Source organism: Microlunatus sp. YIM B11417 (assembly GCF_059617205.1).
The window spans coordinates 59,588-83,766 of record NZ_JCAMPJ010000011.1 but is presented as its reverse complement, the minus strand read 5'-3'; the positions used below and the strand labels follow the sequence as shown (position 1 = coordinate 83,766).

23 protein-coding genes are annotated in these 24,179 nt (G+C 70.7%); 11 read left to right on the top strand and 12 right to left on the bottom strand.

Features of this window, described 5'->3' with window-relative positions:
- Window positions 1-16 precede the first annotated feature (16 nt).
- On the top strand, window positions 17-1,501 hold the full coding sequence (locus tag AC6CCG_RS30880) for an NAD-dependent epimerase/dehydratase family protein (RefSeq protein ID WP_496658660.1): 1,485 nt from the start codon (window positions 17-19) through the stop codon (window positions 1,499-1,501).
- Between the two features lie 429 nt (window positions 1,502-1,930).
- Window positions 1,931-2,755: a glycerophosphodiester phosphodiesterase gene (locus AC6CCG_RS30875; RefSeq protein WP_496658659.1), complete on the top strand. Its 825-nt coding sequence runs from the start codon at window positions 1,931-1,933 to the stop codon at window positions 2,753-2,755.
- 649 nt (window positions 2,756-3,404) lie between these two features.
- Here the strand turns inward: AC6CCG_RS30875 and AC6CCG_RS30870 are convergent.
- From AC6CCG_RS30870 to AC6CCG_RS30855, 4 genes are all read right to left on the bottom strand, one after another.
- Window positions 3,405-5,714, bottom strand: a complete 2,310-nt coding sequence (locus AC6CCG_RS30870) for a [protein-PII] uridylyltransferase (protein ID WP_496658771.1) — start codon at window positions 5,712-5,714, stop codon at window positions 3,405-3,407.
- 35 nt (window positions 5,715-5,749) lie between these two features.
- Window positions 5,750-6,088 (bottom strand): P-II family nitrogen regulator, encoded by a 339-nt coding sequence (locus AC6CCG_RS30865; protein ID WP_152362723.1) that lies wholly within the window; start codon window positions 6,086-6,088, stop codon window positions 5,750-5,752.
- Window positions 6,085-7,485: an ammonium transporter gene (locus tag AC6CCG_RS30860; RefSeq protein ID WP_496658658.1), complete on the bottom strand. Its 1,401-nt coding sequence runs from the start codon at window positions 7,483-7,485 to the stop codon at window positions 6,085-6,087. Before AC6CCG_RS30860 ends, AC6CCG_RS30865 begins: the two co-directional genes overlap by 4 nt.
- Before the next feature lie 122 nt (window positions 7,486-7,607).
- On the bottom strand, window positions 7,608-8,858 hold the full coding sequence (locus tag AC6CCG_RS30855; protein ID WP_496658657.1) for an MFS transporter: 1,251 nt from the start codon (window positions 8,856-8,858) through the stop codon (window positions 7,608-7,610).
- A gap of 60 nt (window positions 8,859-8,918) precedes the next feature.
- On the opposite strand from AC6CCG_RS30855, the gene AC6CCG_RS30850 reads away from it, so the two are divergent.
- Entirely contained in the window at window positions 8,919-9,443 is a 525-nt protein-coding gene (locus AC6CCG_RS30850) for a MarR family winged helix-turn-helix transcriptional regulator (RefSeq protein ID WP_496658656.1), read from the top strand.
- Here AC6CCG_RS30850 and AC6CCG_RS30845 read toward each other — a convergent pair whose 3' ends face one another.
- Window positions 9,444-10,013: a peptide deformylase gene (locus AC6CCG_RS30845; RefSeq protein ID WP_496658655.1), complete on the bottom strand. Its 570-nt coding sequence runs from the start codon at window positions 10,011-10,013 to the stop codon at window positions 9,444-9,446. It abuts the gene before it with no gap.
- Window positions 10,014-10,027: 14 nt separating this feature from the next.
- The gene (galE, locus tag AC6CCG_RS30840; protein ID WP_496658654.1) at window positions 10,028-11,059 is read right to left on the bottom strand and encodes a UDP-glucose 4-epimerase GalE; all 1,032 of its coding nucleotides are present in this window, start codon (window positions 11,057-11,059) and stop codon (window positions 10,028-10,030) included.
- Between the two features lie 70 nt (window positions 11,060-11,129).
- Between galE and AC6CCG_RS30835 the strand changes: the two genes are divergently transcribed.
- Genes AC6CCG_RS30835 through AC6CCG_RS30820 form a run of 4 tightly spaced genes read left to right on the top strand, consistent with a single transcriptional unit; the run spans window position 11,130 to window position 13,785 of the window.
- Window positions 11,130-11,765 carry an SRPBCC family protein gene (locus tag AC6CCG_RS30835; RefSeq protein WP_496658653.1) on the top strand — a complete coding sequence of 212 codons (636 nt, stop codon included), beginning with the start codon at window positions 11,130-11,132 and terminating at the stop codon, window positions 11,763-11,765.
- On the top strand, window positions 11,762-12,382 hold the full coding sequence (locus AC6CCG_RS30830) for an SRPBCC family protein (RefSeq protein WP_496658651.1): 621 nt from the start codon (window positions 11,762-11,764) through the stop codon (window positions 12,380-12,382). The genes AC6CCG_RS30835 and AC6CCG_RS30830 overlap by 4 nt, the downstream gene beginning before the upstream one ends.
- A gap of 16 nt (window positions 12,383-12,398) precedes the next feature.
- Window positions 12,399-12,776, top strand: a complete 378-nt coding sequence (locus AC6CCG_RS30825) for an ArsR/SmtB family transcription factor (RefSeq protein WP_496658650.1) — start codon at window positions 12,399-12,401, stop codon at window positions 12,774-12,776.
- A gap of 22 nt (window positions 12,777-12,798) precedes the next feature.
- Entirely contained in the window at window positions 12,799-13,785 is a 987-nt protein-coding gene (locus AC6CCG_RS30820) for a S66 family peptidase (RefSeq protein WP_496658649.1), read from the top strand.
- 664 nt (window positions 13,786-14,449) lie between these two features.
- Here the strand turns inward: AC6CCG_RS30820 and AC6CCG_RS30815 are convergent.
- The 5 genes from AC6CCG_RS30815 to AC6CCG_RS30795 are packed head-to-tail and all read right to left on the bottom strand — an operon-like array spanning window position 14,450 to window position 19,125.
- On the bottom strand, window positions 14,450-15,577 hold the full coding sequence (locus AC6CCG_RS30815) for a DNA glycosylase AlkZ-like family protein (protein WP_496658648.1): 1,128 nt from the start codon (window positions 15,575-15,577) through the stop codon (window positions 14,450-14,452).
- On the bottom strand, window positions 15,561-16,268 hold the full coding sequence (locus tag AC6CCG_RS30810) for an alpha/beta fold hydrolase (protein ID WP_496658647.1): 708 nt from the start codon (window positions 16,266-16,268) through the stop codon (window positions 15,561-15,563). The genes AC6CCG_RS30815 and AC6CCG_RS30810 overlap by 17 nt, the downstream gene beginning before the upstream one ends.
- 36 nt (window positions 16,269-16,304) lie before the next feature.
- The gene (locus AC6CCG_RS30805; protein WP_496658646.1) at window positions 16,305-17,021 is read right to left on the bottom strand and encodes a FadR/GntR family transcriptional regulator; all 717 of its coding nucleotides are present in this window, start codon (window positions 17,019-17,021) and stop codon (window positions 16,305-16,307) included.
- 20 nt (window positions 17,022-17,041) lie between these two features.
- Window positions 17,042-17,995, bottom strand: coding sequence for a dihydrodipicolinate synthase family protein (locus AC6CCG_RS30800; RefSeq protein WP_496658645.1), 954 nt, complete (start codon window positions 17,993-17,995; stop codon window positions 17,042-17,044).
- 14 nt (window positions 17,996-18,009) lie between these two features.
- Window positions 18,010-19,125: a sialidase family protein gene (locus AC6CCG_RS30795; protein WP_496658644.1), complete on the bottom strand. Its 1,116-nt coding sequence runs from the start codon at window positions 19,123-19,125 to the stop codon at window positions 18,010-18,012.
- 69 nt (window positions 19,126-19,194) lie between these two features.
- Between AC6CCG_RS30795 and AC6CCG_RS30790 the strand changes: the two genes are divergently transcribed.
- The 3 genes from AC6CCG_RS30790 (at window position 19,195) to AC6CCG_RS30780 (ending at window position 22,698) form a co-directional block, all read left to right on the top strand.
- A complete protein-coding gene (locus tag AC6CCG_RS30790) occupies window positions 19,195-20,841 on the top strand; it encodes an extracellular solute-binding protein (protein WP_496658643.1) in 1,647 nt (548 codons plus the stop codon).
- Between the two features lie 82 nt (window positions 20,842-20,923).
- A complete protein-coding gene (locus AC6CCG_RS30785) occupies window positions 20,924-21,814 on the top strand; it encodes an ABC transporter permease (RefSeq protein WP_496658642.1) in 891 nt (296 codons plus the stop codon).
- Window positions 21,811-22,698, top strand: a complete 888-nt coding sequence (locus tag AC6CCG_RS30780) for a carbohydrate ABC transporter permease (RefSeq protein ID WP_496658640.1) — start codon at window positions 21,811-21,813, stop codon at window positions 22,696-22,698. Before AC6CCG_RS30785 ends, AC6CCG_RS30780 begins: the two co-directional genes overlap by 4 nt.
- On the opposite strand, the gene AC6CCG_RS30775 is transcribed toward AC6CCG_RS30780, so the two are convergent.
- Window positions 22,688-23,482: an SDR family NAD(P)-dependent oxidoreductase gene (locus AC6CCG_RS30775; protein ID WP_496658639.1), complete on the bottom strand. Its 795-nt coding sequence runs from the start codon at window positions 23,480-23,482 to the stop codon at window positions 22,688-22,690. The two genes, AC6CCG_RS30780 and AC6CCG_RS30775, sit on opposite strands and share 11 nt — an antisense overlap.
- A 24-nt stretch (window positions 23,483-23,506) precedes the next feature.
- Here AC6CCG_RS30775 and AC6CCG_RS30770 point away from each other — a divergent pair, with 24 nt between their 5' ends.
- A complete protein-coding gene (locus AC6CCG_RS30770) occupies window positions 23,507-24,136 on the top strand; it encodes a TetR/AcrR family transcriptional regulator (protein ID WP_496658637.1) in 630 nt (209 codons plus the stop codon).
- Window positions 24,137-24,179: the final 43 nt, after the last annotated feature.

The following is a 24,179-nucleotide window of genomic DNA, read 5'->3' as shown; positions in this document are numbered from 1 at the left end:
CGGAACGGAGTGAACCATGCGCATCCTGCTGGTCGACCTGCCCTCCTCGATCACCCCCGGCATTCGTGATCAACTCGCGGCGCGGCACACGGTGGCGACGTTCGCCGGCTCGACGCTGGACCGGGTGGCCTGCGTGGAGCAGGCCGAGGCCGACCTGGTGATCCAGGCCGTCCCGGCCGACCCGGATCCCGCCGTCATGATCGACCGGGCGACCAGGGGCACCTGGAACCTGCTCACGACGACCACGGCCCGGCGCCTGCTGCAGCTGTCCACGCTGCGGCTCTTCGACGCCTACGATCCCGGCTGGTCGGTCGACGAGACCTGGACGCCGCGGCCGGACGACGATCCGGACCGGCTGGCGGCCCGCCTGGCCGAGATCACCGGCCGGGAGACGGTCCGGTCCACCATGATCAACACCCGGGTGCTGCGGCTGGACCGGGTCGTGCCCGCGGCCGAGTTCGACGCCGGGCCGACCGGACCGGACTGGCTGCACGTCGAGGACGCCGTCGGCTACGCGGTGACACTCGCCGAGGCGCTGCTCGAGGAGCCGGACCGGCCGGGCTGGACCGTGGTGCACGGGGTGCGCGGACCGGGCCGATTCCGGTCCGGGGCCGGTCACGGCTTCCGGCCGGCGCATCCGGGCGACCCGGCGCCGGCCGGTCCCGCGCCGCGGCTGCCCGCCGAGCCGGCCCCGGTCCTGGTCCCGCCGGCCCGGCGCGCGGTGATCTTCGGCGCCGGCGGTCCGCTCGGCGCCTCGGCCGCCGAGCAGCTGTCCGCGCTGCCGGACGTCACGCTGACCCTGACCGACCTCCGACCGCTGGCCGAACTCGCCACCCGGCCGCCGCAGAGTGCCGGTGCGCCGCTGCCGGTCCCGGCCGAGCCGCCGCACACGGAGCGACTGGTCGACGTCACCGACCATGATCAGGTCCGGGCCGCCGCGGCCGGTGCGGACTGCTTGATCAACTGCACCGTGATCCGGCACGAGCCCGACGCCGCGTTCCGGGTCAACGTGCTGGGCGCGTACGCGATCATGAGGGCGGCCGTCGAGCACGGCATCCGCCGGGTGGTGCAGACCGGTCCGGCCCAGGTGCTGCTGGCCGACCCGATCGGTTACGCCGGCGATCCGGGAGTCCGTCCCGACGCGCCACCCCGGTCCGGCTCCGCGCTGTACTTCCTGACCAAGCTGCTCGGCACCGAGATCTGCCGGATCTTCGCCGAGCAGTACGGCATCGCGACCCCGGTGCTGCTGTTCGAGGCGCTGGTGCCACCCGCCGCCACCGACGACTGGGCCTCGCCGTTCATGATCAGCTGGCCCGACGCCGGCCGCGCGATCCGCGCCGCCGCGGTCGTGCCGGAGCTGCCGGAACCCTGCCCGACCGTCCATGTCCGGGCCCCGTCGCCGCACGGCCGCTACCGCGCCGACGGGCTGACGGACGTGCTCGGCTGGCAGCCCGAGGACCGCCTCGACCACCGCTGGACCCGCCGCCCCACCACTCGCTGACCGGTCACCAAAGCAGGTGTTTCTGCGGCGTGTCGCTGCGGAAGTGACCGGTCGATGGAGGTCGGCTGACCGCGCGCGGTAGGCCGACCGAGCGGGAGGACTGACCGGAATCGAGCGGACTCCGCCAGGATCCGGCCTCGGCTGCCCGATCGGGTGAACGTGCGCTGGATCTCGGTCAACTCCGGCCTGCCGTCGGGACGTGGCCGGCCAGGCGCAGGCCGACAAGGTGGCCGACCGCTCACCGGACGCTCAGCCGCGGATCGCCTGCTGGACCGCGGGTCGTCACTCAGCCCGGAAACCATCGGGGCACGGCTCGCCGACGAAAGGTCCTGCACCGTGCCCGCCCTGCTCCCCGTCCCGAGCCCGTCGAGCTCCCGCGCTATCGTTCTCGCTCGTGCCGTCGCCATCCTGGTCCTGGCCGGTGTCGCGATGACCGCGTCCAGCAGCCCGGCGCGGGCCGACCGGTCCGTCGACGTCATCGCCCATCGCGGCTCGTCGGGCGTCGCCCCCGAGAACACCGCCCCCGCGATCCGGGCCGCGATCCGCCACCGCGCCGACTTCGTCGAGATCGATGTGCAACGCACCAAGGACGGGAAGCTGGTGAACTTCCACGACTGCACGCTGGTCCGCACCACCGACGTCGAGGAACGCTTCCCGGGCCGGACCGACTACCGGGTCTCCGACTTCACGCTGGCCGAGCTGAAGTCCCTGGACGCCGGCTCCTGGTTCGGGCCGCGGTTCGCCGGAGAACCGATCCTCACCCTCGGCGAGGTGATCGGGCTGGTCCGCCACCGGACCGGACTGCTGGCCGAGATCAGTCCCTGTGCCCAGTACCGCGACACCGGCCTGCCGGAGCAGCTCGCGGCCGAACTGGTGGCGACGCCGCACTTCCTGGATCAGGCACTCGCCGCCCGCAGGCTCGCCGTCCAGTCGTTCAGCGTCACCGACGGGAAGGCCTTCCACGCTCGGCTTCCCGAGGTTCCGTTCGGTCTGCTGCACGCGTCCCGGCCGACCGACGCCGAACTGGTCGACCTGAGCAGCTGGGCCGACCAGATCAACCCGAGCGCCGACGACACCGACCTGGCGCTGATCGAGCGCGCCCACCAACTCGGCCTGGCGATCAACGTCTGGACGGTGAACGACCCGAGCCGGCTGCGCGAGCTGGTCGCCCTCGGGGTCGACGGCATCATCACCGACTATCCGCAGTCGCTCACCGGCGCGAGCCGGCCGCTGGCAGCTGGCCCACGAACCTAGGCGGAACGGGGACCCGCGGCGGAGATCCGAGCGCCGGATATCCGTCCGGGTGCGCGGAACCGAACGTGGCCGAGAATCGCGCGGATGTCCGTTCGGGTGTGCGGAGATGGACTGTGGCGGGATCCGGATGCGGGTGTCCGGGGCCTGGCGCGCGGAAGCCAACCGTGATGGAGCAACGTGCGTGGGTGTCCGGGGGTGCGGAGGTTGGACTGTGGCGGGATCCGACGCGGGTGATCGGCCCGGCGCGTGGAAGCCAACCGTGGTGCAGCTATGCGCGCGGGTGTCGGTTCGGGCGTGCGGAGGGGACAGTGGCGGGATCCAGATGCGGTGACCGGTCCGGGGCGCGGAAGCCAACTGTGGCGGAGCTACGCGCGTGGGTGTCGGTCCGGGGGGCGTGCGGAGGCGAACTGTGGCGGAATCCGATCCGGGTGATCGGCCGGCGCGCAGAAGCAAACCGTGGTGCAGTTATGCGCGTGGGTGTCGGTTCGGGCTTGGGGAGGTGGACTGTGGCGGATCCGGATGCGGTGACCCGGCCCGGCGCGCCGAAGCCAATCGTGGTGGAACAACGCGCGGCTGGGACCCGTCGGGCCCGGGCGGAAGCTGACCACGGTGGAGAAGGGTGCGGTGGGGGGACCGCCCCTGCTCCGGGTCAGTCGCCGGGCGGAGGCGTCCCGCGGGCCGCCTCGGCCAGGGCCCGGGCGGCCTCGGCGACCCGGGCGCTGGGCGGCAGGGCGCCGTCCGGTTCGGTCACGTAGAAGGTGTCGATCGCCTGGCCGGCCAGGGTGGCGATGTGGGCGGACCGGATCGAGAAGCCGGCCGCGGTGAGGGCACGGCCGTAGGCGTAGAGCAGGCCGCGCCGGTCGTTCGCCCGGACCTCGATCACCGCCGCCGTCTCGCTGGCGTCCGGTACGGCAGCCACCCACGGCTCGGCGCCGGCGGACCGGACGCGCTCCTCGCGCCGCCGGATCGCCTCCAGGACGCCCGGTTCGCCCCGGCCCAGGCGCTCCAGCTGCTTGATCAGATAGGCCGGGTCGGGCAGGTCCGTGGCGCCGGCCGACTCGACCCGCCAGGTGTTCACCGCCACTCCGTCGATGGTGCTGAGCAGGGCAGAGCGGACGGCGATCCCGTGTGCCGCGAGCAGTCCGGCGGTGTCGCCGAACAGCCCCAGCCGGTCCCGAGTCGCGATGATCACCTGCAGGCCGGCCGGCTTCTCCTCGACGATGATCCGGGACCGCCCGTCCAGGGCCACCGAGCGGGCCAGTCCCAGATCGATCAGGCCGCCGGCCCGGCCGGTGTGCGGCTCGCCGGCCAGCTGGTCCTCGGCCCGCTCGGTCAGCGCGTTGATCAACTGCGCCCGCCATGGTGACCAGGCCGCCGGACCCGCCGCCCGGGCGTCGGCCTCGGTCAGGGCGCGGAGCAGCCGCAGCACCTCGATCCGGCCGTCGACCGCGCCGACCAGCGCGTCCATCGTGGCCGGGTCGGCATGATCACGTTTCGTCGCCAGTTCGGCCAGCGTCAGGTGCTCCCGGACCAGCAACTCGACCAGTGCCGCGTCCTCCTCGCCGTACCCCATCGCGATCACGGCCTGCCGCGCGATCGGCGCCCCGACCCGCGGATGATCATGCTCGGCACCGGGCAGTTTGCCGATGTCGTGGAACAAGCAGCCGAGCAGCAGCAGGTCCGGCCGTTCCACCGAGGTCAGGTGCCGGGCGGCCTCCGCGACCGCCTGCACCGAATGCCGGTCGACCGTGTGCCGGTGCACCGGATTGTGCTGCGGTCGGGCCCGGATCCCTTCCCAGCAAGGGATCCAGCGACTGATGCAGCCGGCCAGATCGAGCGCCTCCCAGACCGCGATCATGGACTCGCCGCCGGCCAGCAGCTCCAGCAGCGCCTCCCGTGCCTCGTCCGGCCAGGGCGTCGGCAGCGGCGGTGCGTGGGCGCCGAGGTTCTCCGCGGTGACGGGGGACAGCACCAGCCCGCGACTGGCCGCGAGCGCCCCGGCCCGCAGGCCGAGCATTGGCTCGGCGGGGGAGGTCAGCCGGGCCAGCCCGACCTCGCCGAGGTGCACGATCAGGCCGTGCGGTGCGGTGTCGTACTGCGGCCGCCGTTCCCTGCGGGCGAAGGGAAAGCGGCGCCGGGCCGGCAGCACCTGACGGGCCGACCGTACGGTCAGGTCGACCGCGTGGCCGATCTTGCGCGCGGCCAGGCTGACGTCGCGGCGCAGTTCGTCGTCGTCGTCGTAGCCGAGCAGCTTCGCGACGTCCGGCACCTCGCCGGCGACCAGCCGGTCCAGGGCTCGGCCGGAGACCACCTGCAGGGCGTCGCGGACGTCCAGCAGCCGCTGGTACGGCTCCCGGACTCCCGCATGCGGCTGGTCGGTGAGCCAGGTGGCCGCCAGCGCCCGCAGCATGATCATGTCCCGCAGACCGCCCCGGCACTCCTTCAGGTCGGGTTCCAGCAGCGAGGCCGCATCACCGCTGCGCTGGTGCCGCTCGGAGAGCGACTCCAGCAGCTCCGGCAGCCGGCGCCGGGCCCCGGCCCGCCAGGCCTCGAGCAGGCCGGACCGGGCCCGCTCGACCAGGTCCGCCTCGCCCGCGATCAGCCGCAGGTCGAGCAGGCCGACCGCGGCGCTCAGTTCCCGGTGGGCCACGTCGGCGCACTCGGCCGGAGTCCGTACCGAGTGATCGAGCCGGAGCCCGGAATCCCAGAGGGGATACCAGATCCGCTCGGCCAGTGCGTCGATCGCGGCCTGGTCGGACCCGTCGTGCAAGATCACCAGATCGATGTCGGACCGCGGCCCGAGCTCTCGCCGGGCCAGGCTGCCGACCGCTGCGAGGGCGACCCCGCCGCGGTCCGTGCCGGCCGCGGACCCGTACAGGTCGATCAGGAAGTCCTCGACCAACCGGGCGACAGAACGCCGACGATCCGGCCCCGCCGTGGTTGCCCACGAGGACCGGATCGCGACGCCGAGGCGCTCGGTGGTCAGGTCACGCTTCAGAGCGCGTCCAGCCCGCGCTCGCCCGTCCGGACGCGGACCACGTCCTCGACCGGAACGGACCAGACCTTGCCGTCACCGATGCGGCCGGTCCGTGCGCTCTTGACCAGGACGTCGATGATGTCACCGGCATCCTCGTCGTCCACGAGCACCTCAAGTCTCACCTTGGGCACCAGGTCGACGGTGTACTCCGCCCCCCGATAGACCTCGGTGTGTCCACGCTGCCGCCCGAACCCGCTGGCTTCGCTGACGGTCATCCCTTCGATCCCGAAGGATTCCAGGGCGGCCTTCACCTCGTCCAGCATGTGGGGCTTGATGATCGCGGTGATCAACTTCATGCCGACACCTCCTCGGATGACTTGCTGTCGACGCCGTTACCGGTCGCCTCGGCCGGCTCGGCCGGACGGGTCGTGGTGCCAAGCCCACCCCGGCGGGTGGCACCCAGCGTGCCGAGATCGTACGCGGTCTCGGCGTGCTCGCTGCTGTCGACGCCGTCCAGCTCGCTCTCCTTGTCGACCCGGAAGCCGATCGTCTTCTGCAAGATCAAACCGATCAGGTACGTGATCACGAAGCTGACCACCAGCACCGCCACGGCACCGACGACCTGGCGCCAGAGCTGATCGAAACCGCCGCCGTAGAAGAGGCCGTTGGTCCCGGCCGGATTGTCTTCGGTGGGAGCACCGGCGGGAGCGGCGTTGGTGAGGAAGAAGCCGATCGCGATGGTGCCCCAGAGTCCGGCCACCAGGTGCACGCCGACCACGTCGAGCGAGTCGTCGTAGCCGAGCTTGTACTTCAGCCCGACCGCGAGGGCGCACAGCACGCCGGCGATCGCCCCGATGATGATCGCGCCGATCGGCGAGACCGCGGAGCAGGCCGGGGTGATCGCGACCAGGCCGGCGACCACACCGGAGGCGGCGCCGAGCGAGGTCGGCTTGCCGTCCCGGATCCGTTCGGTGAGCAGCCAGCCGAGCGTTCCGGCGGCGGTCGCGACCAGGGTGTTCACCCAGACCACGGAGGCGGTGTTGTCCGCGGCGACCGCGGAACCGGCGTTGAAGCCGAACCAGCCGAACCAGAGCAGGCCCGCGCCGATCATGACCAGGGTCAGGTTGTGCGGCCGCATCGGCTCCTTGCCGAAGCCGATCCGCTTGCCCAGCACCAGGGCCAGGGCGAGACCCGCCGCCCCGGCGTTGATGTGCACGGCGGTGCCGCCGGCGAAGTCGATCGCGGCCAGGTTGTTGGCGATCCAGCCGCCGACGACGGAGCCGTCGTCGCTGGTGAACGCGAACACCCAGTGCGCGATCGGGAAGTAGACCAGAGTCACCCAGATGCCGATGAAGATCATCCAGGTGCCGAACTTGGCCCGGTCGGCGATCGCGCCGGAGATCAGGGCCGCGGTGATGATGGCGAAGACCGCCTGGAACCCGACGAACGCCATGGCCGGCAGCGAGGCGTCCGGATCGTCGGCCATCAGCCCGTTCAGGCCGAGGTACTCGATCGGGTTGCCGAGCAGGCCGAGGCCCACGTCGTTGCCGAACGCGATGGAGTAGCCGTACAGCACCCAGAGCACCGAGATCAGTGCCAGCGCGCCGAAGCTCATCATCATCATGTTGAGCACGCTCTTCGCGCGGACCATGCCGCCGTAGAAGAGCGCGAGGCCTGGCGTCATCAGCAACACCAGGGCCGCGGAGGTGAGAATCCAGGCCGTGTCGCCCGAATTCAGTTCGAGTGGAGTCATGGAGATTCCTTCGGTGAAGAAGCTGGAAAGTCCTGGCCCCGACTCTGAGGCGCGGATATTGCAGAGGGCGCGTCGCGTTGTTACACGGCAGTTTCAGATTCGACCATCGCGTGACGAACCGGTTACAGCCGTGCTTCCGTGACCTCACCGGTGCCGCTGCGGCGGCGCAACCTGCGCACCGACGGTACGGCCAGCGCGGCCAGGCAACTGGCCACGATGACGACCCCGACCACGACCAGCCAGGGCCGGAAGCCGGTCAGTGCCGCGACCGGCGCGGTGAGTGCCAGCCCGACCGGCCGGGCGACGAAGGAGCCGACCTGGTCCAGTGCGTACACCCGGGCCAGCTTGTCCTCGGCGATGTTCTGCTGGATCGACAGGTCCCAGCCGACGCTGAAGATCTCCAGCCCGAACCCGTGCGCGAAGGCACCGGCCAGCAGTACGGCGAGCCCGGCGGCGGTCGGGGTCGCGTACGCCATCGCGATCGGGAACGCCGCGGTCAGCGTGAGCAGCACGACTCCCACCAGCAGCGGACGCTGCGGCCGCCAGCGCAGGCTGACCAGGCCGCCGGTGACGAAACCGGTCATCATCGCGGCCAGGCCCCAGCCCCACGCCTCGCGGCCGAGCGTCTCGCCGATGACGATCGGGCCGAGCACCGCCTGGGCACCGCCGAAGAAGAGGTGGTAGATCAACGCCTGCAGCAACAGCAGCCACAGCCAGGCGTGCCGGAACACCTCCCGGGCGCCGCCGGCCAGGCCGCGCAGCATCGACTCGTCGACGGAGCCGGCGGGGCGTTCGGCGCGGAGCCGGGCGAAACACCAGGCGGCGATCCCGAGCGCCGCGGCATCGACGGCGAGCGCCCAGCCGGAGCCGATCCAGACCACCAGCATCCCGGCCAGCCCGGTGCCGAGGATCATGCCGACGTTCTGGCCGAGCCGGCGGCCGGCGACCGCGCCCGAGAGTTGGTGGTCCTCGACGGTCTGGCCGATCAGGGCCCGCGAGCTCGGCACCGCGAGTGCGGTCGCGCAGCCGCCGGCGGCGCCGAGCACTCCGAGCAGCGGGATCGTCGCCCAGCCGCCGATCAGGCCGGCCGCGGCGATCAGCTGGATCAGCCCGTTGCCGGCGGTGGCCAGGGCGACCAGCCGGCTGCGCGGGATCCGGTCGCCGAGCCAGCCGCCGAACAGGGAGGTGAGCACGTCCGCGGCCGCGTACAGGGCGATGACCAGGCCGAGTTCCTGGGCCGACCCGCCGAGGTCGAGGACGGCGAAGGCCAGGGCGACCGGCGCGATGCCCGCGCCGAGCGACTGGATCGTCGTCCCGCCGAGCAGCCAGCGGAACGGGATCGACGTCAGCGGGCTCGCGTTGCTCTCGTGCACGTATGCCAAAGTAGTTCGCTGGCAAATATTTTGTCAACGAAATATCACTATGCTGGGGCCATGCCTGACGATGCGGCCGACCGCCACGTGCAACGGTGGCGCAACCACTGGATCGACGTGCCGTTCGACGACGAGGTGGAGGCGGCGATCTACCGGATCCAGTTGATCGCCGGGCGGCTGACCGACTACAAGGCCGAGGCGGCGGCGCGGGTCGGCCTCGAACTCGCCGAGTACGCGACGCTGCACACCCTGATGATCAGGGAGACGCCCGGCCGCGCCTCGCCGTCCCGGCTGGCCGAGGACCTGGGCATCTCCCCGGCCGGGATGACCGGCCGGCTGGCCAAGCTGGAGCAGGCGGGCTACGTGCAGCGGGTTCCCGGTGGTACGGACCGTCGCCGGCTGGACGTCGAGGTGACCCGGTCCGGTGCCGACCTGTGGCGACGTGCGATGGACCTGCGCGGCCAGCGGGAGGACGAGATGGCCGCGGCCCTGTCCCGCAAGGAACTGGCGTCGCTGAACCGGATGCTCAAGCGGATGCTGGCCCGGCTCGACGTACCGGAACCGGACCAGCCTGTTGCCGAGTGATCAGGAGCCGGTGAAGCTCAGCGAACGCAGGTCGGCCTTGTCCAGATAGAGAGTCCCGTTCAGGTGATCGGTCTCGTGCTGGACGATCCGGGCCGCCCAGCCGGTGAACTCCTGCTCGCGCGGGACGAGTTGATCATCGAGATGGGTCAGTCGGACCCGGCGGTGCCGGGCCGTCACGGCGCGGTAGCCGGGCACCGAGAGGCAGCCCTCGTAGTGCTCGGCGTGATCATCGTCGAGCGGCGTGTAGGTCGGATTGATGATCACCTGGTACGGCAGCGGCCGCCGGTCGAGCGCCGTCGTGACCTCCTCGGGCAGGTCGGCATCGTCCTCGATCACCGCGATCCGCAGGCCCAGGCCGATCTGCGGCGCGGCCAGGCCGACGCCGGGCGCGGCCCGCATGGTCTCCCGCATCGCTGCCAGCAGATCGGCGAGCAACGGTGTCGGAAGCTGTCCCTGGTAGTCGGCGGCGGGCCGGCGCAGCACCGGGTCACCGGCGAGGACGATCGGGACCGGCCGTGGTCCGGCCAGCAGTTCCTCCACCTGGATGATCAACGTCTCATCCATGATCATCGAGTCGTTCATGATCAACGGTGGGCCGGCGTGGCCCGGCCGGTTCCGGTCGGGGCGACCTTCGGCTCGCCGTGGGTGAGCTCCCAGGCGGTCCAGGCGGAGTCGGTCATCTCGGCCAGGGTGTGCCGAGAGGTCCAGCCGAGGGCCTCCTTGATCCGGCTCACGTCGGCGACGACCTCGGCCGGGTCGCCGGGCCGGCGGGTCACGATCTCCGGGTCGATCGCATAGCCGGAGGAGCGGCCGATCTCGGCCAGCACCTCGAGCACCGAGGACCCGTGGCCGGTGCCCACGTTGAAGATGTCGTACGGGCGCTCGTCGCGTTCCAGGTAGTCCAGTGCGGCCAGGTGGGCATCGGCCAGGTCCAGGACGTGCACGTAGTCGCGGATGCCGGTGCCGTCCGGGGTGGGGTAGTCGTTGCCGAACACCTTGGGCCGCTCGCCCGCGGTGAGCGACCGCAGGGCCAGTGGAATGAGGTTGAGCACGGTCGGGTCGCCGAGTTCCGGCCAGCCGGTGCCGGCCACATTGAAATAGCGCAGCCCGACGCCGCGCAGGCCCCAGGAGACGCCCGCCGCCCGCATCATCCACTCGCAGACCAGCTTCGTCTCGCCGTACGGGCTGATCGGCTGCGGTGCCGTCGTCTCGGTGACCAACTGCCCGGCCGGCACGTCGGCCTTGCCATAGGTGGCGGCGGAGGAGGAGAACATCATCTTGTTCACGCCGGCCGCCTGCATCGCCTGCAGCAGGTGCCCGAAGCCGCCGACGTTCTGCTGGTAGTACCAGGCCGGCCGCTCCACCGATTCGCCGACCTGCTTCTTCGCCGCGATGTGGATGACGGCGTCGACCGCGTACTCGGTGAGCACGGATTCGAGCTTCTCGACCGATTCCGGCACCGAGAGGTCGAGGTGGACCAGGGCCGCCGTGCCGACGTTCTCGGCCACCCCGGTGCTCAGGTCGTCGACCACGATCACCGTGTCGTCGCGTTGCTGCAGCAGCCTCACCACATGAGAGCCGATGTAGCCGGCCCCGCCCGTCACCAGAACCTTCATGGCTTGCACCCTATCCAGATCGTGCTTTAGTGTGAGCTTATATAAGGTCTAACTTAGGAAAGGGGCTCGGATGAACCCGTTGGAACACGCCAAGGCGGTGACCCGTGAGGTCAGGACCGGGGAGCGGGACGGCAAGCCGACCAAGATCGCGATCGCCCGCCGGGACTTCCCGGCCGAGCAGGCTGACGTCTGGGACGCGCTGACCAGTGCCGAGCGGCTGCCGCGCTGGTTCCTGCCGGTGTCCGGCGAGCTCACGGTCGGCGGGCGGTACCAGTTCGAGGGCAACGCCGGCGGGGTCGTGGAGACCTGCCGGCAGCCGGAGTTGATCAAGACCACCTGGGAGTTCGGCGATCAGGTGTCCTGGCTGGAGATCAAGCTCAGCCCGGACGGCGACCGGACGTCGGTCGAGTTGATCCACGAGGCGCACGTCGACCCCGAGTTCGCCAAGCAGTACGGGCCGGGCGCGGTCGGCGTCGGCTGGGACGGCGCGTTCCTGGGTCTCGGGCTCCACCTCGAGTCCGGCGCCGACCGGCCGGTCGATGCCTTCACCTGGCCCACCACACCGGAGGGGTTGGAGTTCCACCGCTACGCCGCCGACGACTGGGCCCGGGCCGACATCGCGGACGGCACTGATCCCGCGGAGGCGCGGGCGGCGGCGGAGGCGGTGCTCGCGTTCTACACCACCGTCCCGGAGGAGCAGCAGTGATCAACGCCCTGGACCTGATCGACCTGGTCGAACGCCAGGTGATCAGCGGCGAACGGGACGGTGAGCCGACCAAGATCGTGATCATGCGACGCCGCTACGACGCCGACCTCGACCAGGTCTGGGACGCCTGCACCAACGCGGAGCGGCTGCCGCGCTGGTTCCTGCCGGTCAGCGGGGACCTGCGGCCCGGCGGCCGGTACCAGTTCGAGGGCAATGCGGGCGGGGTGATCGAGGCCTGCCGGGCGCCGGAGTTGATCAAGGTGACCTGGGAGTACGAGGGCGACCTCTCCTGGGTCGAGGTCCGGCTGTCCGCCGAGCCGGGCGGCCGGACCATGATCGAACTGCGGCACGAGCAGCCGGACGACGACGGCTGGCAGACGTACGGCCCGGGCGCCGGGGGAGTGGGCTGGGACATCGGCCTGGTCGGGCTGCACGAGCATCTCCGGACCGGCGCGACGGTGATCGAGCAGGAGTGGACCTCGACCCCGGACGGCCGGGACGCCATCCGGCGGTCCAGCGCCGACTGGGGCCGGGCGGCGGTGGCGGGCGGCGAGGACGCGAAGCTTGCCGCGGCGGCGGCCGACCGGACGGCGGCCGCGTACACGGCCGAGTCGTGACCCGGCCCGGTTGATCATGGCGATCTTCGAAACCCTGGCGGACCCGGTGCGCCGGCACCTCCTCGAGCTGCTCGGCCGCGGCGACCGGACCGCCGGCGAGTTGGCCGAGGCGGCCCGGGACCGCTTCGGGATCTCGCAGCCGGCCACCTCGCAGCACCTCAAGGTGCTCCGGGACACCGACCTGGTGACGGTACGGGTCGACGGCACCCGCCGGATCTACGCGGTGAACCTCCCCGCGCTGGACGAACTGCACGGCTGGCTGGCCCAGTTCCATGATCAGTTCGCGCAGCCGTTGGACGCGCTGGCGACCGAACTGGCCCGCGGCAAGCGGCAGCGGCGGAGGAGCTCCGGAACCGGGGCGAAGCCGGGGAATCCTGCCGCGGAAACGGCTTGACGCGTGGTGCAGGCTGGAGCCCGTGGAGACCCTTGTGGCGGCGAAGCTGAACCCGGGCGACACCGTGCGGGTGGTCGCTCCGGCGCGGAGCCGCGCGTTCGTCCTTGACCACGATCATTCCGCGCTGATCGAGCGCCGGTTCGCCGAGCTCGGCCTGCGGGTCACCTTCGGCCGGCACGTCGACGAACGGGACGCCTTCGACTCCAGTGCGATCGAGTCCAGGGTCGAGGACCTGCACGACGCCTTCGCCGATCCCGAGGTGCGCGGCATCCTGACCGTGATCGGCGGCTTCAACAGCAACGAGCTGCTGCCGTACCTGGACTGGGAGCTGATCGCCGCGAACCCCAAGATCTTCAGCGGCTACTCCGACATCACCGCGGTGCAGAACGCGATCCTGGCCCGGGCCGGACTGATCACGTACTCCGGCCCGCACTGGTCGACCTTCGGCATGCGTGATCATCTCGAGCCGACCGTCAGCTGGTTCCGGCAGGCCTGTCTGGCCGACGAACCGTACCTGATCAAGGCGGCGGACTCCTGGACCGACGACCTCTGGTTCCTCGATCAGGACGAGCGCACGGTCCGGACCACCGACGGCTGGTGGACGATGACCCCCGGCACCGCCCGGGGCCGCCTGGTCGGCGGCAACCTGTGCACGCTGAACCTGCTCCAGGGCACGGCCTGGTGGCCGAGCCTCGACGGCGCCGTCCTTGCGGTCGAGGACGACTACCTGACCAACCCGCACGAGTTCGCCCGCGACCTCACCTCCCTGCTCCAGCAACCCGACGCCGCCGGCCTGCGCGGCCTGCTGATCGGCCGGTTCCAGTCCAGCAGCGAGGTGTCCCGCGAGATTCTCGCCGAGATCCTCCGCCGGCAACCCGCCCTGTCCGGCCTCCCCGTCCTGGCCAACCTCGACTTCGGCCACACCTACCCGCTGGCGACCCTCCCGATCGGCGGCGAAGTCGAGCTGATCACCTCCCCGACCCCCGAACTCCGCATCCTCGTCCACTGACCCGCCGAGTGTGAGGTTGCGACCGCTTGAAATCGGTTTCAGCGGTTCGTAACCTCACACTCGGCGAAGTTGGCGGAGACCGCCGGGTCGCTGGGGCCCCGCTCCGGGCCGAAGAGTTGACAGGTCACAACTGCTGCGACACGCCGCGAAACACCCGCGGTTGTGATCGGTCGGCGTTTGGAGGAGGCGGAGGTTGCCTGCCAGGACGTCTCCCCGGGTCCTCACCGCAAGATCTCCCGCTGATCGACGATCCGGCTTCATCGAGTGGGCACTTAACTCACCCTCTGGCCTGTGGGCCGGTCAAAGTGTCCACTCGATGCGGGCCGTTGTGCAGGTGGCTGGTACTCAACGGCAGAAGCTTCGGCCGTGCGCCCCTTCGGACCGCGCTGCGGGCCACGTCCGAGCGTCTGCTGTGGGCCGGCCCCGTACGGGCGTTTCCGAGTGGGCACTGCTTCGGTTCTGCAGGGTCGGTCGGTTGGTCTTCCGGCTGGCTGGGGTCGATCGCCAGAGCCCTCCGGCTGGCTGGGGCCGACCGTCCTCCGGCTCGCACCCTCCGGCGCGCCCTGGCCGCCCGACGGCCGGACCGCCCCACTCCACCCCAAGATCGACACGTCAATTCCGCAGCGACACGCCGCCAGAACGCCTGCTTTTGTGACCGGTCGGCTCAGAGGAGGCGGAGGTCGGCCAGGTCGAGGTTGAGGGCGGTGGCCACGTCCTGGGCGGGGGCGGCGACGAGGTCCTCGGGCAGGCGGGCTTCGCCGGGGAGCGGGGTGATCTCGATCTCGGTCCGGCGGCCGCGGGCGACGGTGCGCCAGGTGGCGACCAGGCGTTGATCATGGAGCACGACCGGGGCGAAGAGGCCGTTCGCCTTGCGCCAGATCGCCGCGAGTTGTTCCTCGGTGCAGAAGCGGGTCCGGTTCGGGCCGCTGAAACCGAGCAGCAGGCCGTCGAATTCGCCGAGCAGGCGGCAGCCGGGGTCGGGTTCGCCGCCGCGCGGCGGCCGGGCCAGGTCGAACAACGGCTCGTGGTCCGGGCCGGTGTGCTGCACCAGGGTGTCGCCGAGCCGGTCGACGGCGGCGTCGACGCGGGTCAGCCCGACGCCGAAGAAGAAGGCGAGGTCGCGCCGGTGTACGGGGCCGTAGGCGGTGCAGTGGCCGATGATCAACTCGGCCAGCGCCTCGTCGGGATCGACCGGGGCGCACTCGTCGAGGACCGCGGCCCCGGTGCGGTGGTAGATGTCGGTCCGCTTCTCCCAGGCCGCGTCCTTGGGCCGCCGGATCAGGCCGCTGTGACCCCAGATCAGGCCGCGGTCACTGCTCGACCGCAGCCCGGCGAAGTCCGGTTCGCGGGCCGCAAGCCACTCCCCGGCGTGCGCGCAGATCTCGTCCCGGGACCGCCAGGTGTCGCTGCAGAACGCCTCCAGCTCCGCGTCGAGGTCGGCCGGGTCGACCTTCCGCAACCCCAGTTGCCGGGTGATCATGGCCGCCCGGGCCAGCCGCGCGACGGTGTCCAGCAGGGCGAACCGATCGGCCACCGAGGTGTGCACGGTGCCGCGCAGATTGCTCGTCTTGACCAGCTGGTACGACTCCAGGGCGGCACAGATCGTGTGGTAGTCGAGCCCGGGCAGCCGGCTCGCGGCGGCGAGGAACGGGGCCCGCGGCGCCTGGGACTGGATCGGCCCGAGCCGTCGGAAGACCGTCCGCAGGTCGCGCAGGGTCGGTCGTCCGGCCGGCGCGGAGGGGAACTGGCGGCGCAGCGTCAGCTCCGCGAGTTGATCACGATCGAGCCGCATGGACCCGCGACCCGAGGAACTCGTCGATGGCTTCGCAGAAGGCCGGGAAACCGACGTCGGCGTGGATCCCGTGCCCGTACGGCAGCGTACGGAAGCTCGCCGCCGGGATCCGGCCGGCGACGTCGGCCTGGGCCTCCTGCGGCAACGCACTCGCCGGTCCGCCGGCCAAGATCAACACCGGCGCGGTGATCGACTCCAGCCGGGACCAGTTCGCCGGGTCGGGGGAGCGCAGCTCGGCCCGGAGCTGGTTGATCAACGCGAAGTCGTACGGCGTCGGCTCCTCCGGCGGCTCGACAGGGGGCCGGTCCAGCGGCACCGGCGGCGGCGCCTCCTCGACCACCAGCGCGGTCACCCGGTCCGGTCGCAGCTGGGCGGCGATCAACGCCGCCAGGCCGCCCATCGAGTGCCCGATCAGGGTCACCCGGTCCAGGCCCAGCCCGTCGGCCAGCCGCCAGACGTCCTCGCCCAGCGCCCGGAACGAGTAGCCGTCGGCATGATCACTCGCGCCGTGCCCGCGTTGATCCACCGCGAGGACCCGGTAGCGGTCGCCGAGCCGCTCCGCGAACCGGTCCCAGGTCGTGTGATCACCACCGAGCCCGTGCAGCAGGATCACCGGCGGCCCGTCCGGCACTCCGGTCCGGGCCACGAACAGCCGGAGGTCCCCGGCCACAACCAAGCCGTCGTCTGTCACGGCGCACACTCTACGGCGCGAAGATGACCGTTCCGTTCACCTTTCGAATCGGGTCCGGATGCCGACGAAATGATCTTTCATGGCCGAGGCGAACCGTCCGGCATCGCCCGCCGCCAGGGCGTTCAGGAGGTCGCGGTGCCAGCGGGCCGCATCCTCGCGCGGATACTGATCACCGGGCAGCCTGGCGTTGACGTCGGCGAAGGTACGCCAGAAGACGCTCACCAGATCGAGGATCAGCGCGTTGCCCAGCGGCTCGTAGAGGGCCCGGTGGAAGTCCCAGTCGTCGTCCGCGAACGGCTCGCCGCGCGCCGCCTTGGTCTCCATCCGTTCCACGATCTCGGTCAACTCGCCGAGATCCCTGCCGGCGAAGTGGGCGACCACCTCGTCGGCCAGCCCGATCTCCAGGGCCTGCCGGACCGCGAGCACGTCCCGTACCTCGCGCAGGTCGCCGGCCATCGACTGCGACATCCGGAAGGCCAGGCCGTCCTCGAGCGACTTCAGCCCGACGGTGCCGACGTAGGTGCCGTAGCCGTGCCGGATCTCGATGATGCCGACGGCCTGCAGCGCCTTCATGGCCTCCCGCAACGGATGCCGGCCGACCTCCAGTTGGCTCATCAGCTCCTGCTCGGTCGGCAGCGGATCGCCGGAGGCGAGGTTGTGGTCGAGGATGTAGGCCTTGACCGCGTCCCGGATGAACTCCTGGTTCGTCGCCGCCGTACGCGGGCGCCGCGCGGTCGAACCGGTACCGGCCATGATCGTTCCTCCCTGGGAGCTCAGAGCAGCCCCGCGGCCTCCATCCTGCCCCGGATCACGGCGATCTCGGCGTCATTCAGACCGATCGCCGGCTCGGCGAGCCGCGGGCAGTCGATCACGCCGAGCAGCCAGACCGCGGCCTTGAACGCGCCGAGCGCCGCCGAGGCTCCGCCGATCCGGCTCCGGTCCCCGGCCTTGATGATGTCGAACAGCTTGATCAGTCGGTCCTGTTCGGCCCGGGCGCCGGCCAGGTCGCCGGCCGCCACCTGGGCGAGGATCCGGACGTAGCCGGCCGGATCGACGTTGCCGAGTCCCGGCACCGTGCCGTCGACGCCCAGCTGCATCGCGATGTCGACGGTCACCTCCGAGCCGGTCATGATCGAGAACTGGTCCAGGCCGCGGTCGCGGCGCCCGTTCACCAGCGAGCGCAGGCTCAGCTCGGCACCGCTGGAGTCCTTCACCCCGGCCAGGACGCCGTCGGCGGCGAGTTCCAAGATCAACTCGCCGTCCAGCTTGAGCTTCACCCGGGAAGGGATGTCGTAGCCGAAGACCGGGGTCTGGCCGGCCAGCTCGGCGAGCCGGCGGTAGTGCCGGTCGATCTCGTTGCGGTGCGGCGGTACGTAGAACGGGGCGGTGATCACCAGGCCGTCCACGCTGAACTTCATGGCCTGCCGGACCAGGTCCGCGACCCGGTTGGTGGACGGCTCGATGGTGCCGGCCAGCAGCATCGCCCGGCCCGCGGTCTCGCTGCGCGCCACGTCGAGCACCCGGGCCCGTTGATCATCGGAGAGCGAGGTGCCCTCGCCGCTGCTGCCGAGGACGAAGACGCCGGTGGAACCCGCCTCGAGCACGTACGCGATCAGTCGGGCCAGCGAACGCGCGTCGACGTCGCCTTCCTCGGTCAGCGGCGTGACCAGGGGCGGGATCACGCCGTGCAGGTGCAGCCTCGGGTCACCGGTGGGGCCGCCGGTCATCGTGGTTCCTCCGTTCATGATCGTCTGTCGTCGATCGACGACAACGGTACGCGGGCCAGCCGGATCCCTTCGTACGGGCGCTTCCGGCCCGCCTCGTACAGCACGCCCAGGTGTTCGCCGGGCAGCAGGGCGAGGTCGGAGTAGGCGGCCGGCCCGGCGTGCAGCAGCGGGCCGCGGCGCCAGCCGGTGCCGCCGGCGTTGCCGACATAGAGGCCGAGCCTGATCCGCCGGCCGGCCGAACGCGGCGTGGACAGCACGATCCGGTCGTCCGGCAGGCGGAGCAGGGCCGCCTGCACGTCCGGCGCGACGGTCGCCCGGACCGGCCGGTAGCCGGCGTCCAGCGTGTCGCCGCCGTCGTCGGACCAGGCGTGCACCCGGCCGGAGACCTTGCTGCCGAAGTTACGGGTGTTGAAGTAGACCCGGCCGTCGGCCAGTTCGACCGCGGCGGACTCGTTCGGGTTGATCGCCAGCGGGTCGTCGTCGTCGACATGATCATCGACGAAGCCGAGCCGCCAGCTGTGGCCGCCGTCGTCGCTGACGATGCAGTGGCCGGCGCTGTAGCGCTGACGCGGGTCGGGATCCTGGTCCGGCTCGGGCAGCACGGTGTGGTTGGCCGGGATCAGCAGCCGGCCCGCCCGCGGACCCTGGGTGAGCGCGATGCCGTGGCAGGGGCCGGTCGCGTACCAGCCCCAGTTCTTCAGCTTCACCGCGTCGGTGATCTCCTCGGGCTCGGTCCAGGTCCGGCCCAGATCGCTGCTGCGTTGGAGGAACACGCGGCGGGCCAGATATGCCTGGTCAGACAGGTGCAGCTTCTTCTCGGAGAGGTCGCCCGGGTTGCGGACCGACACCAGCACGACGTCGCCGCTGGCCGGATCGATCACCGGGGCCGGGTTGCCGCAGGTCGCGTCGTCGGTCGAGTGCACCACCTGGACCTCGCCCCAGCCGGCGCCGCCGTCGGTGGAGCGCCGGCAGACCAGGTCGATCTTGCCGGTGTCGGATCCCGAGTTCACCCGCCCCTCGGCGAACGCGATCACCGTGTCGCCCGCGGCCACCAGGGCCGGGATCCGGTACGTGTGATAGCCGCTCCCGGCCGGATCGAAGATCAACTCTTCCTTCAGGCTTGAAGACATAGGACGTACTATGTCATAGTCCGTCGCACCTGCGGAGTGGTGCTCGACCCAACGAAGGAGATGGGGAACATGGATCAGCACGGGCGTACGCGACTGACGCGACGCGGGCTGCTCGGCGGTGGTGCCGCCCTCGCCGGGACGGTCGGGGTGGCGGGCTTCGGCGGCCTGGCCGGCTGCTCGACGGGCGGCGGCGGAGACGACGCGGCGGTCAACGCGGCGGTGAAGCTGCCGGCCTACCAGCCCTACGACGGCGTGAAGCCCGATCTGCCCGGCGACGAGACGGTCCTGGCCGGCTACCGGACGTACCCGGCCGAGCCCAAGCAGGTGAGCACCGACGCTCCCGGCGACGGCACCCCGGTGACCTTCATGACCAACATCCCGGGCGCCATCCCGCCGCCCGCGTCGGACAACGCGTTCTGGACCGAGCTGAACAACCGGCTCGGCTCGCCGCTGGAGATCAGCATGGCCTCCAACGACGAGTACGCCGACAAGTTCGCCACCCGGGTGGCCGGCAACGACCTGCCGGACTTGATCAACATCCCGCCCGGCACCGCGCAGCTGCCCGGCCTGCTCAAGGCGAAGGCTCGGGACCTGACCGAGTTCCTGTCCGGCGACGCCGTCAAGGACTACCCGTTCCTGGCCAATCTGCCCGAGGTCTACTGGCGCGGCTGCGTCTTCAACGGTGGCATCTACGGCGTTCCGGTGCCGCGCGGCATGGCCCGCACCTCGCTGCCGCTCTATCGCGAGGATCTCCTTGCCGCCAAGGGAATCAAGGATCCGGCGCCGAAGAACTTCCAGGAGTTCCTCGATCTCTGCGTCGAGCTGACCGATCAACGCGGCAACCGCTGGGCCTGGTCGACGGCGCCGACCAACTACGTCAAGCAGATGCTCGGCATCCCGTACCTGTGGGCGGAGGAGGGCGGGAAGTTCACCAGCGCCAACGAGCATCCGCGCAACGCCGACGCCCTCGAGGCGGTACGGAAGCTGGTCGAGGCCGGTGTGGTCAACCCGGACGCGTTCACCTCCGGCGCGAGCGCCCGCAAGCAGTGGTTCAACGGCGGCATCGTCAGCTTCGACCTGGACAGCTTCGTGGCCTGGAACCAGTACTACGCCGACAACACGGCGGGCGACGCCTTCGCGGTGAACATGCTCGACGTACCGGGCTTCGACGGCGGCGAGGGCACCCCGTGGCTCGGCGCGGCGTTGAACAACATCACGGCGATCAACGCGCAGACCAAGCACGAGCCGGAGACCCTGCTCAAGATCGCGAACTGGATGGCCGCACCGTTCGGCACCCAGGAGTACCTGTTCCGCAAGTTCGGCGTCGAGGGCCGGCACTACGCGCTCGAGGGCTCCGACCCGATCCCGAACAAGGTCGGCGTGCTGGAGACCGGGATCGGCCTGCAGTACGTCTGCGACGCGCCGATGGCGCTCTACCTGGCCGGCCATCCGGAGGTGCCGGAGAAGCAGCAGAAGATCCAGCAGAAGATCGCGAAGCGGCTGGTCGCCAACGCCTCGTACGGGCTCTACTCCGACACGCTGAGCAAGAAGGGCGCGATCATCGACGGCCCGCTGAACGACCTGTCCACCCAGATCATCCTCGGCAAGCAGCCGGTGTCCGCCTGGGCGGCCGGGGTCAAGGACTGGTTGGCGGCGGGAGGCGAGGACATCCGGTCCGAACTCCAGCAGGCGCACGCCGATGTCAACGGAGGTTGAGACGGGTCCGGCAGGCCGTACCCTGAGCCTGTCGAAGGGCCGGGCTTCGCCAGGCCCGGCCCGCGTTTCGCCGGCTCGCCGATTGATCAACGACCGGGTGTTGTTGATCTTCGCCGTCCCCGGCGTCGCGCTGATCCTGTTGTTCCACTACGTTCCGCTGCTCGGCAACGTGATCGCGTTCAAGGACTATCAGCCGTTCCTCGGCATCATGGCCAGCGACTGGTCGGCGCTGGACAACTTCGAGGTGATCTTCAGCGGCGACCGGGCGTTCCTGCAGGCGCTCGGTAACACGTTGATCCTGACCACGCTGCAGGCGGTGTTCGTGTTCCCGGCGCCGATCCTGCTGGCGCTGCTGATGAACTCGCTGTTCTCGGAGAAGATCAAGAAGATCGTCCAGAGCATCCTCTACCTGCCGCACTTCCTGTCCTGGGTGATCGTGGTGTCGCTGTTCCAGCAACTGCTCGGCGGCAGCGGCATGCTGAACAACTTCCTTCGCTCGCACGATTTCGGCACGGTCAGCATCATCGGCAACCCGGACACCTTCCACGCGCTGCTCACCTCGCAGATCATCTGGAAGGACACCGGCTGGGCGACGATCCTGTTCCTGGCCGCGTTGTCGCAGATCGAGCCCGAGCTGTACGAGGCCGCGAGCGTCGACGGGGCCGGGCGGCTGCGGCAGCTCTGGCACATCACGCTGCCGGGCCTGAGCGGCATCATCATTCTGCTGTTCATCCTGCGGCTGGGCGACTCGCTCAGCGTCGGGTTCGAGCAGATCCTGCTGCAGCAGGCCGCGGTCGGCCGCGGCGTCAGCGAGGTACTGGACACCTACGTCTACAACAACGGCGTGCTGGGCGGGAACTGGGGCGTCGCCGCCGCGGTCGGCCTGGTCAAGGGCATCGTCGGCGTGATCCTGGTGCTGGCCGCCAACCGGATCGCCCACGCGTTCGGCCAGGAAGGGGTGTATCGCCGATGAGTCGTCCGCTGGTGCACGGAACTCCGATCGCATCCTGGCCGGTCCGGCTGCTCAAGGCGGTCGTGTTGATCATCTTCTGCGCGGCCGTGATCATCCCGTTCCTCGGGGTGGTCTCGACCAGCCTGGCGCCGGCCGAGCAGATCTCGCGGGCCGGCGGGCTGGTGCTGTGGCCGGAATCGATCAGTACGGAGGCGTACCGATCGATCTTCAACGGCGGCGTGGTGACCCGGGCGATCGGCGTCAGCACGTTCGTCACGGTCGTCGGCACCCTGCTCAGCCTGACCGTCTCCAGCCTGCTCGGGTACGCGCTGTCCCGGCCCGCCTTCGTCGCCGGCCGGCCGTTCCTGTTGATCGTCCTGATCAGCATGCTGTTCTCGCCGGGCATCATCCCGACCTACCTGCTGGTCCGCGGCGTCGGCCTGATCGACAGCCTGTGGGCGCTGATCCTGCCGACGATGGTGAGCGCGTTCAACGTGGTGGTGCTGCGGGCGTTCTTCGCCGGGCTGCCCCGGGAACTGATCGAGAGCGCCCGGGTCGACGGAGCGGGGGAGCTGCGGATCTTCACCTCGATCGTGCTGCCGCTGTCCAAGGCGGTGCTCGCGGTGATCGGCCTGTTCTACGCGGTCGGCTACTGGAACGCCTTCTTCAACGCGCTGCTCTACATCAACGACACCACCCTCTGGCCGTTGCAGCTGGTCCTGCGCACGTACGTGATCAACGACACCCAGCTCGGTGCGGCCGAACTGGGCGTGGAGCATCTGCCGCCGCAGGCCGCCATCCAGATGGCGATCCTGGTGATCTCGATCGTGCCGATCCTGATCGTCTACCCGTTCCTGCAGCGGCATTTCGCCAAGGGTGTGCTGACCGGGGCCGTCAAGGGTTGACCGGGCGGTCCGGAATCGAGCCGGCCAGGTGCACGCCGGTCCGGCCGCCGTCCACGTCCAGCACGGTGCCGTGCACGAAGGCCGCGTCGTCGGAGGCCAGGTAGACCGCAGCCGCGGCGATCGCGTCCGGGTGTCCGGCTCGCCCGGCCGGTGTCGTCGCCATCAGGGTCTCGCCGGCGAACTCCTCGCCGGCATCGAGCTCAGGTGTCCTGATCACGCCGGGGGAGATCGCGTTGACCCGCACGCCGAGCGGGCCGAACTCGGCCGACCAGGACCGGGTCAAGGTCTCCAATGCTCCCTTGGTGGAGGCGTAGACGCCACCGACCGACAAACCGAGCCGGGCCACCCAGGAGCCGAGATTGATCACCACGCCGGAGCCGGCAGCGATCATGCTCGGGACGATGGCCTGGGTGAGGAACAGCGGCGCCTTGACGTTGACCGCGTAGATCCGGTCCACGGTCGGCTCGTCGATCGTCAGGGTGGAGCTGGGTGGGTAGATGCCGGCGTTGTTGACCAGGATCTCGATCCGGCCGCCGAGCCGTTCCACGGCCGCTTCGGCGAGGGCCCGGCTCGCCTGCGCCGTGCCGTCCAGGTCGGCGCGGACGAAGTCGGCCCACCCTCCTCGGTCCAGGATCGAGGCGACCGCGGCCCGGCCGCGACTCTCGTCCCGGCCGGAGAGGACGACCTGCGCACCGGCTGTGGCCAGCGCGGTGGCGATCGAGCGTCCGATATTGCTGGTGGAGCCGGTGACGAGGGCCGTACGACCGGCGAGGCGTGATGTCATGCCGGCGACGTTAGGCTTGGCTTTTTGGACTCACAAGTCCAAAATTTGAGGGTGAAGCTCACCGCCAAGGGACAACGGACACGGCAGCGCATCGTCGAAGGCGCCGCCGTGCACCTGCGCAGCGAGGAACCGGGCGACGTCACCCTCGATGACATCCGGGCCGTGACCCGGACGAGCAAGGGACAGTTGTTCCACTACTTTCCGGGCGGCAAGGAGGAACTGCTGCTCGCCGTGGCCCGGTTCGAGGCGGACCGGGTGATCGATGACCAACAACCGCATCTCGCCGATCTGACCAGCTGGGCGTCGTGGCGGCGCTGGCGGGAAGCGGTGCTGGAGCGGTACCGGGTCCAGGGGCGCAACTGCCCGCTCGGCGCGCTGATGAGCCAGCTCTCGACCACGCCCGGCGCGAGCGAGGTCGTGGGCAGCCTGCTGGATCGCTGGCAGGCCGAGATCCGGCGCGGGATCGAGGCGATGCAACGGCGTGGCTCGGTGGCCGCCACGCTCGACGCGGACCGGCTTGCCGCGGTCTTCATCGCTGGGATCCAAGGCGGAGTCCAGGTGCTCCGGACGACCGGCCGCACCACCCACCTCGAAGCGGTCTTCGACCACCTGATCGACCATCTCCGCCGCTCAACGACCGAGCGTTCGCCGTGATCGAGTCCCGGCGGGCGACGCCGAGCGCCGGCGGGCGGAATCC

Excerpts from the sequence above, each read along its gene's own strand:
- AC6CCG_RS30880 (WP_496658660.1), top strand. The coding sequence starts at position 17 with ATGCGCATCCTGCTGGTCGACCTGCCCTCCTCGATCACCCCCGGCATT.
- AC6CCG_RS30805 (WP_496658646.1), bottom strand. The coding sequence starts at position 17,021 with ATGGCCGGTACCGGTTCGACCGCGCGGCGCCCGCGTACGGCGGCGACG.
- AC6CCG_RS30860 (WP_496658658.1), bottom strand. The coding sequence starts at position 7,485 with ATGACTCCACTCGAACTGAATTCGGGCGACACGGCCTGGATTCTCACC.
- AC6CCG_RS30800 (WP_496658645.1), bottom strand. The coding sequence starts at position 17,995 with ATGACCGGCGGCCCCACCGGTGACCCGAGGCTGCACCTGCACGGCGTG.
- AC6CCG_RS30835 (WP_496658653.1), top strand. The coding sequence starts at position 11,130 with ATGAACCCGTTGGAACACGCCAAGGCGGTGACCCGTGAGGTCAGGACC.
- galE (WP_496658654.1), bottom strand. The coding sequence starts at position 11,059 with ATGAAGGTTCTGGTGACGGGCGGGGCCGGCTACATCGGCTCTCATGTG.
- AC6CCG_RS30815 (WP_496658648.1), bottom strand. The coding sequence starts at position 15,577 with ATGCGGCTCGATCGTGATCAACTCGCGGAGCTGACGCTGCGCCGCCAG.
- AC6CCG_RS30825 (WP_496658650.1), top strand. The coding sequence starts at position 12,399 with ATGGCGATCTTCGAAACCCTGGCGGACCCGGTGCGCCGGCACCTCCTC.
- AC6CCG_RS30875 (WP_496658659.1), top strand. The coding sequence starts at position 1,931 with ATGACCGCGTCCAGCAGCCCGGCGCGGGCCGACCGGTCCGTCGACGTC.
- AC6CCG_RS30865 (WP_152362723.1), bottom strand. The coding sequence starts at position 6,088 with ATGAAGTTGATCACCGCGATCATCAAGCCCCACATGCTGGACGAGGTG.
- AC6CCG_RS30850 (WP_496658656.1), top strand. The coding sequence starts at position 8,919 with ATGCCTGACGATGCGGCCGACCGCCACGTGCAACGGTGGCGCAACCAC.
- AC6CCG_RS30775 (WP_496658639.1), bottom strand. The coding sequence starts at position 23,482 with ATGACATCACGCCTCGCCGGTCGTACGGCCCTCGTCACCGGCTCCACC.
- AC6CCG_RS30780 (WP_496658640.1), top strand. The coding sequence starts at position 21,811 with ATGAGTCGTCCGCTGGTGCACGGAACTCCGATCGCATCCTGGCCGGTC.
- AC6CCG_RS30790 (WP_496658643.1), top strand. The coding sequence starts at position 19,195 with ATGGATCAGCACGGGCGTACGCGACTGACGCGACGCGGGCTGCTCGGC.
- AC6CCG_RS30845 (WP_496658655.1), bottom strand. The coding sequence starts at position 10,013 with ATGATCATGGATGAGACGTTGATCATCCAGGTGGAGGAACTGCTGGCC.
- AC6CCG_RS30795 (WP_496658644.1), bottom strand. The coding sequence starts at position 19,125 with ATGTCTTCAAGCCTGAAGGAAGAGTTGATCTTCGATCCGGCCGGGAGC.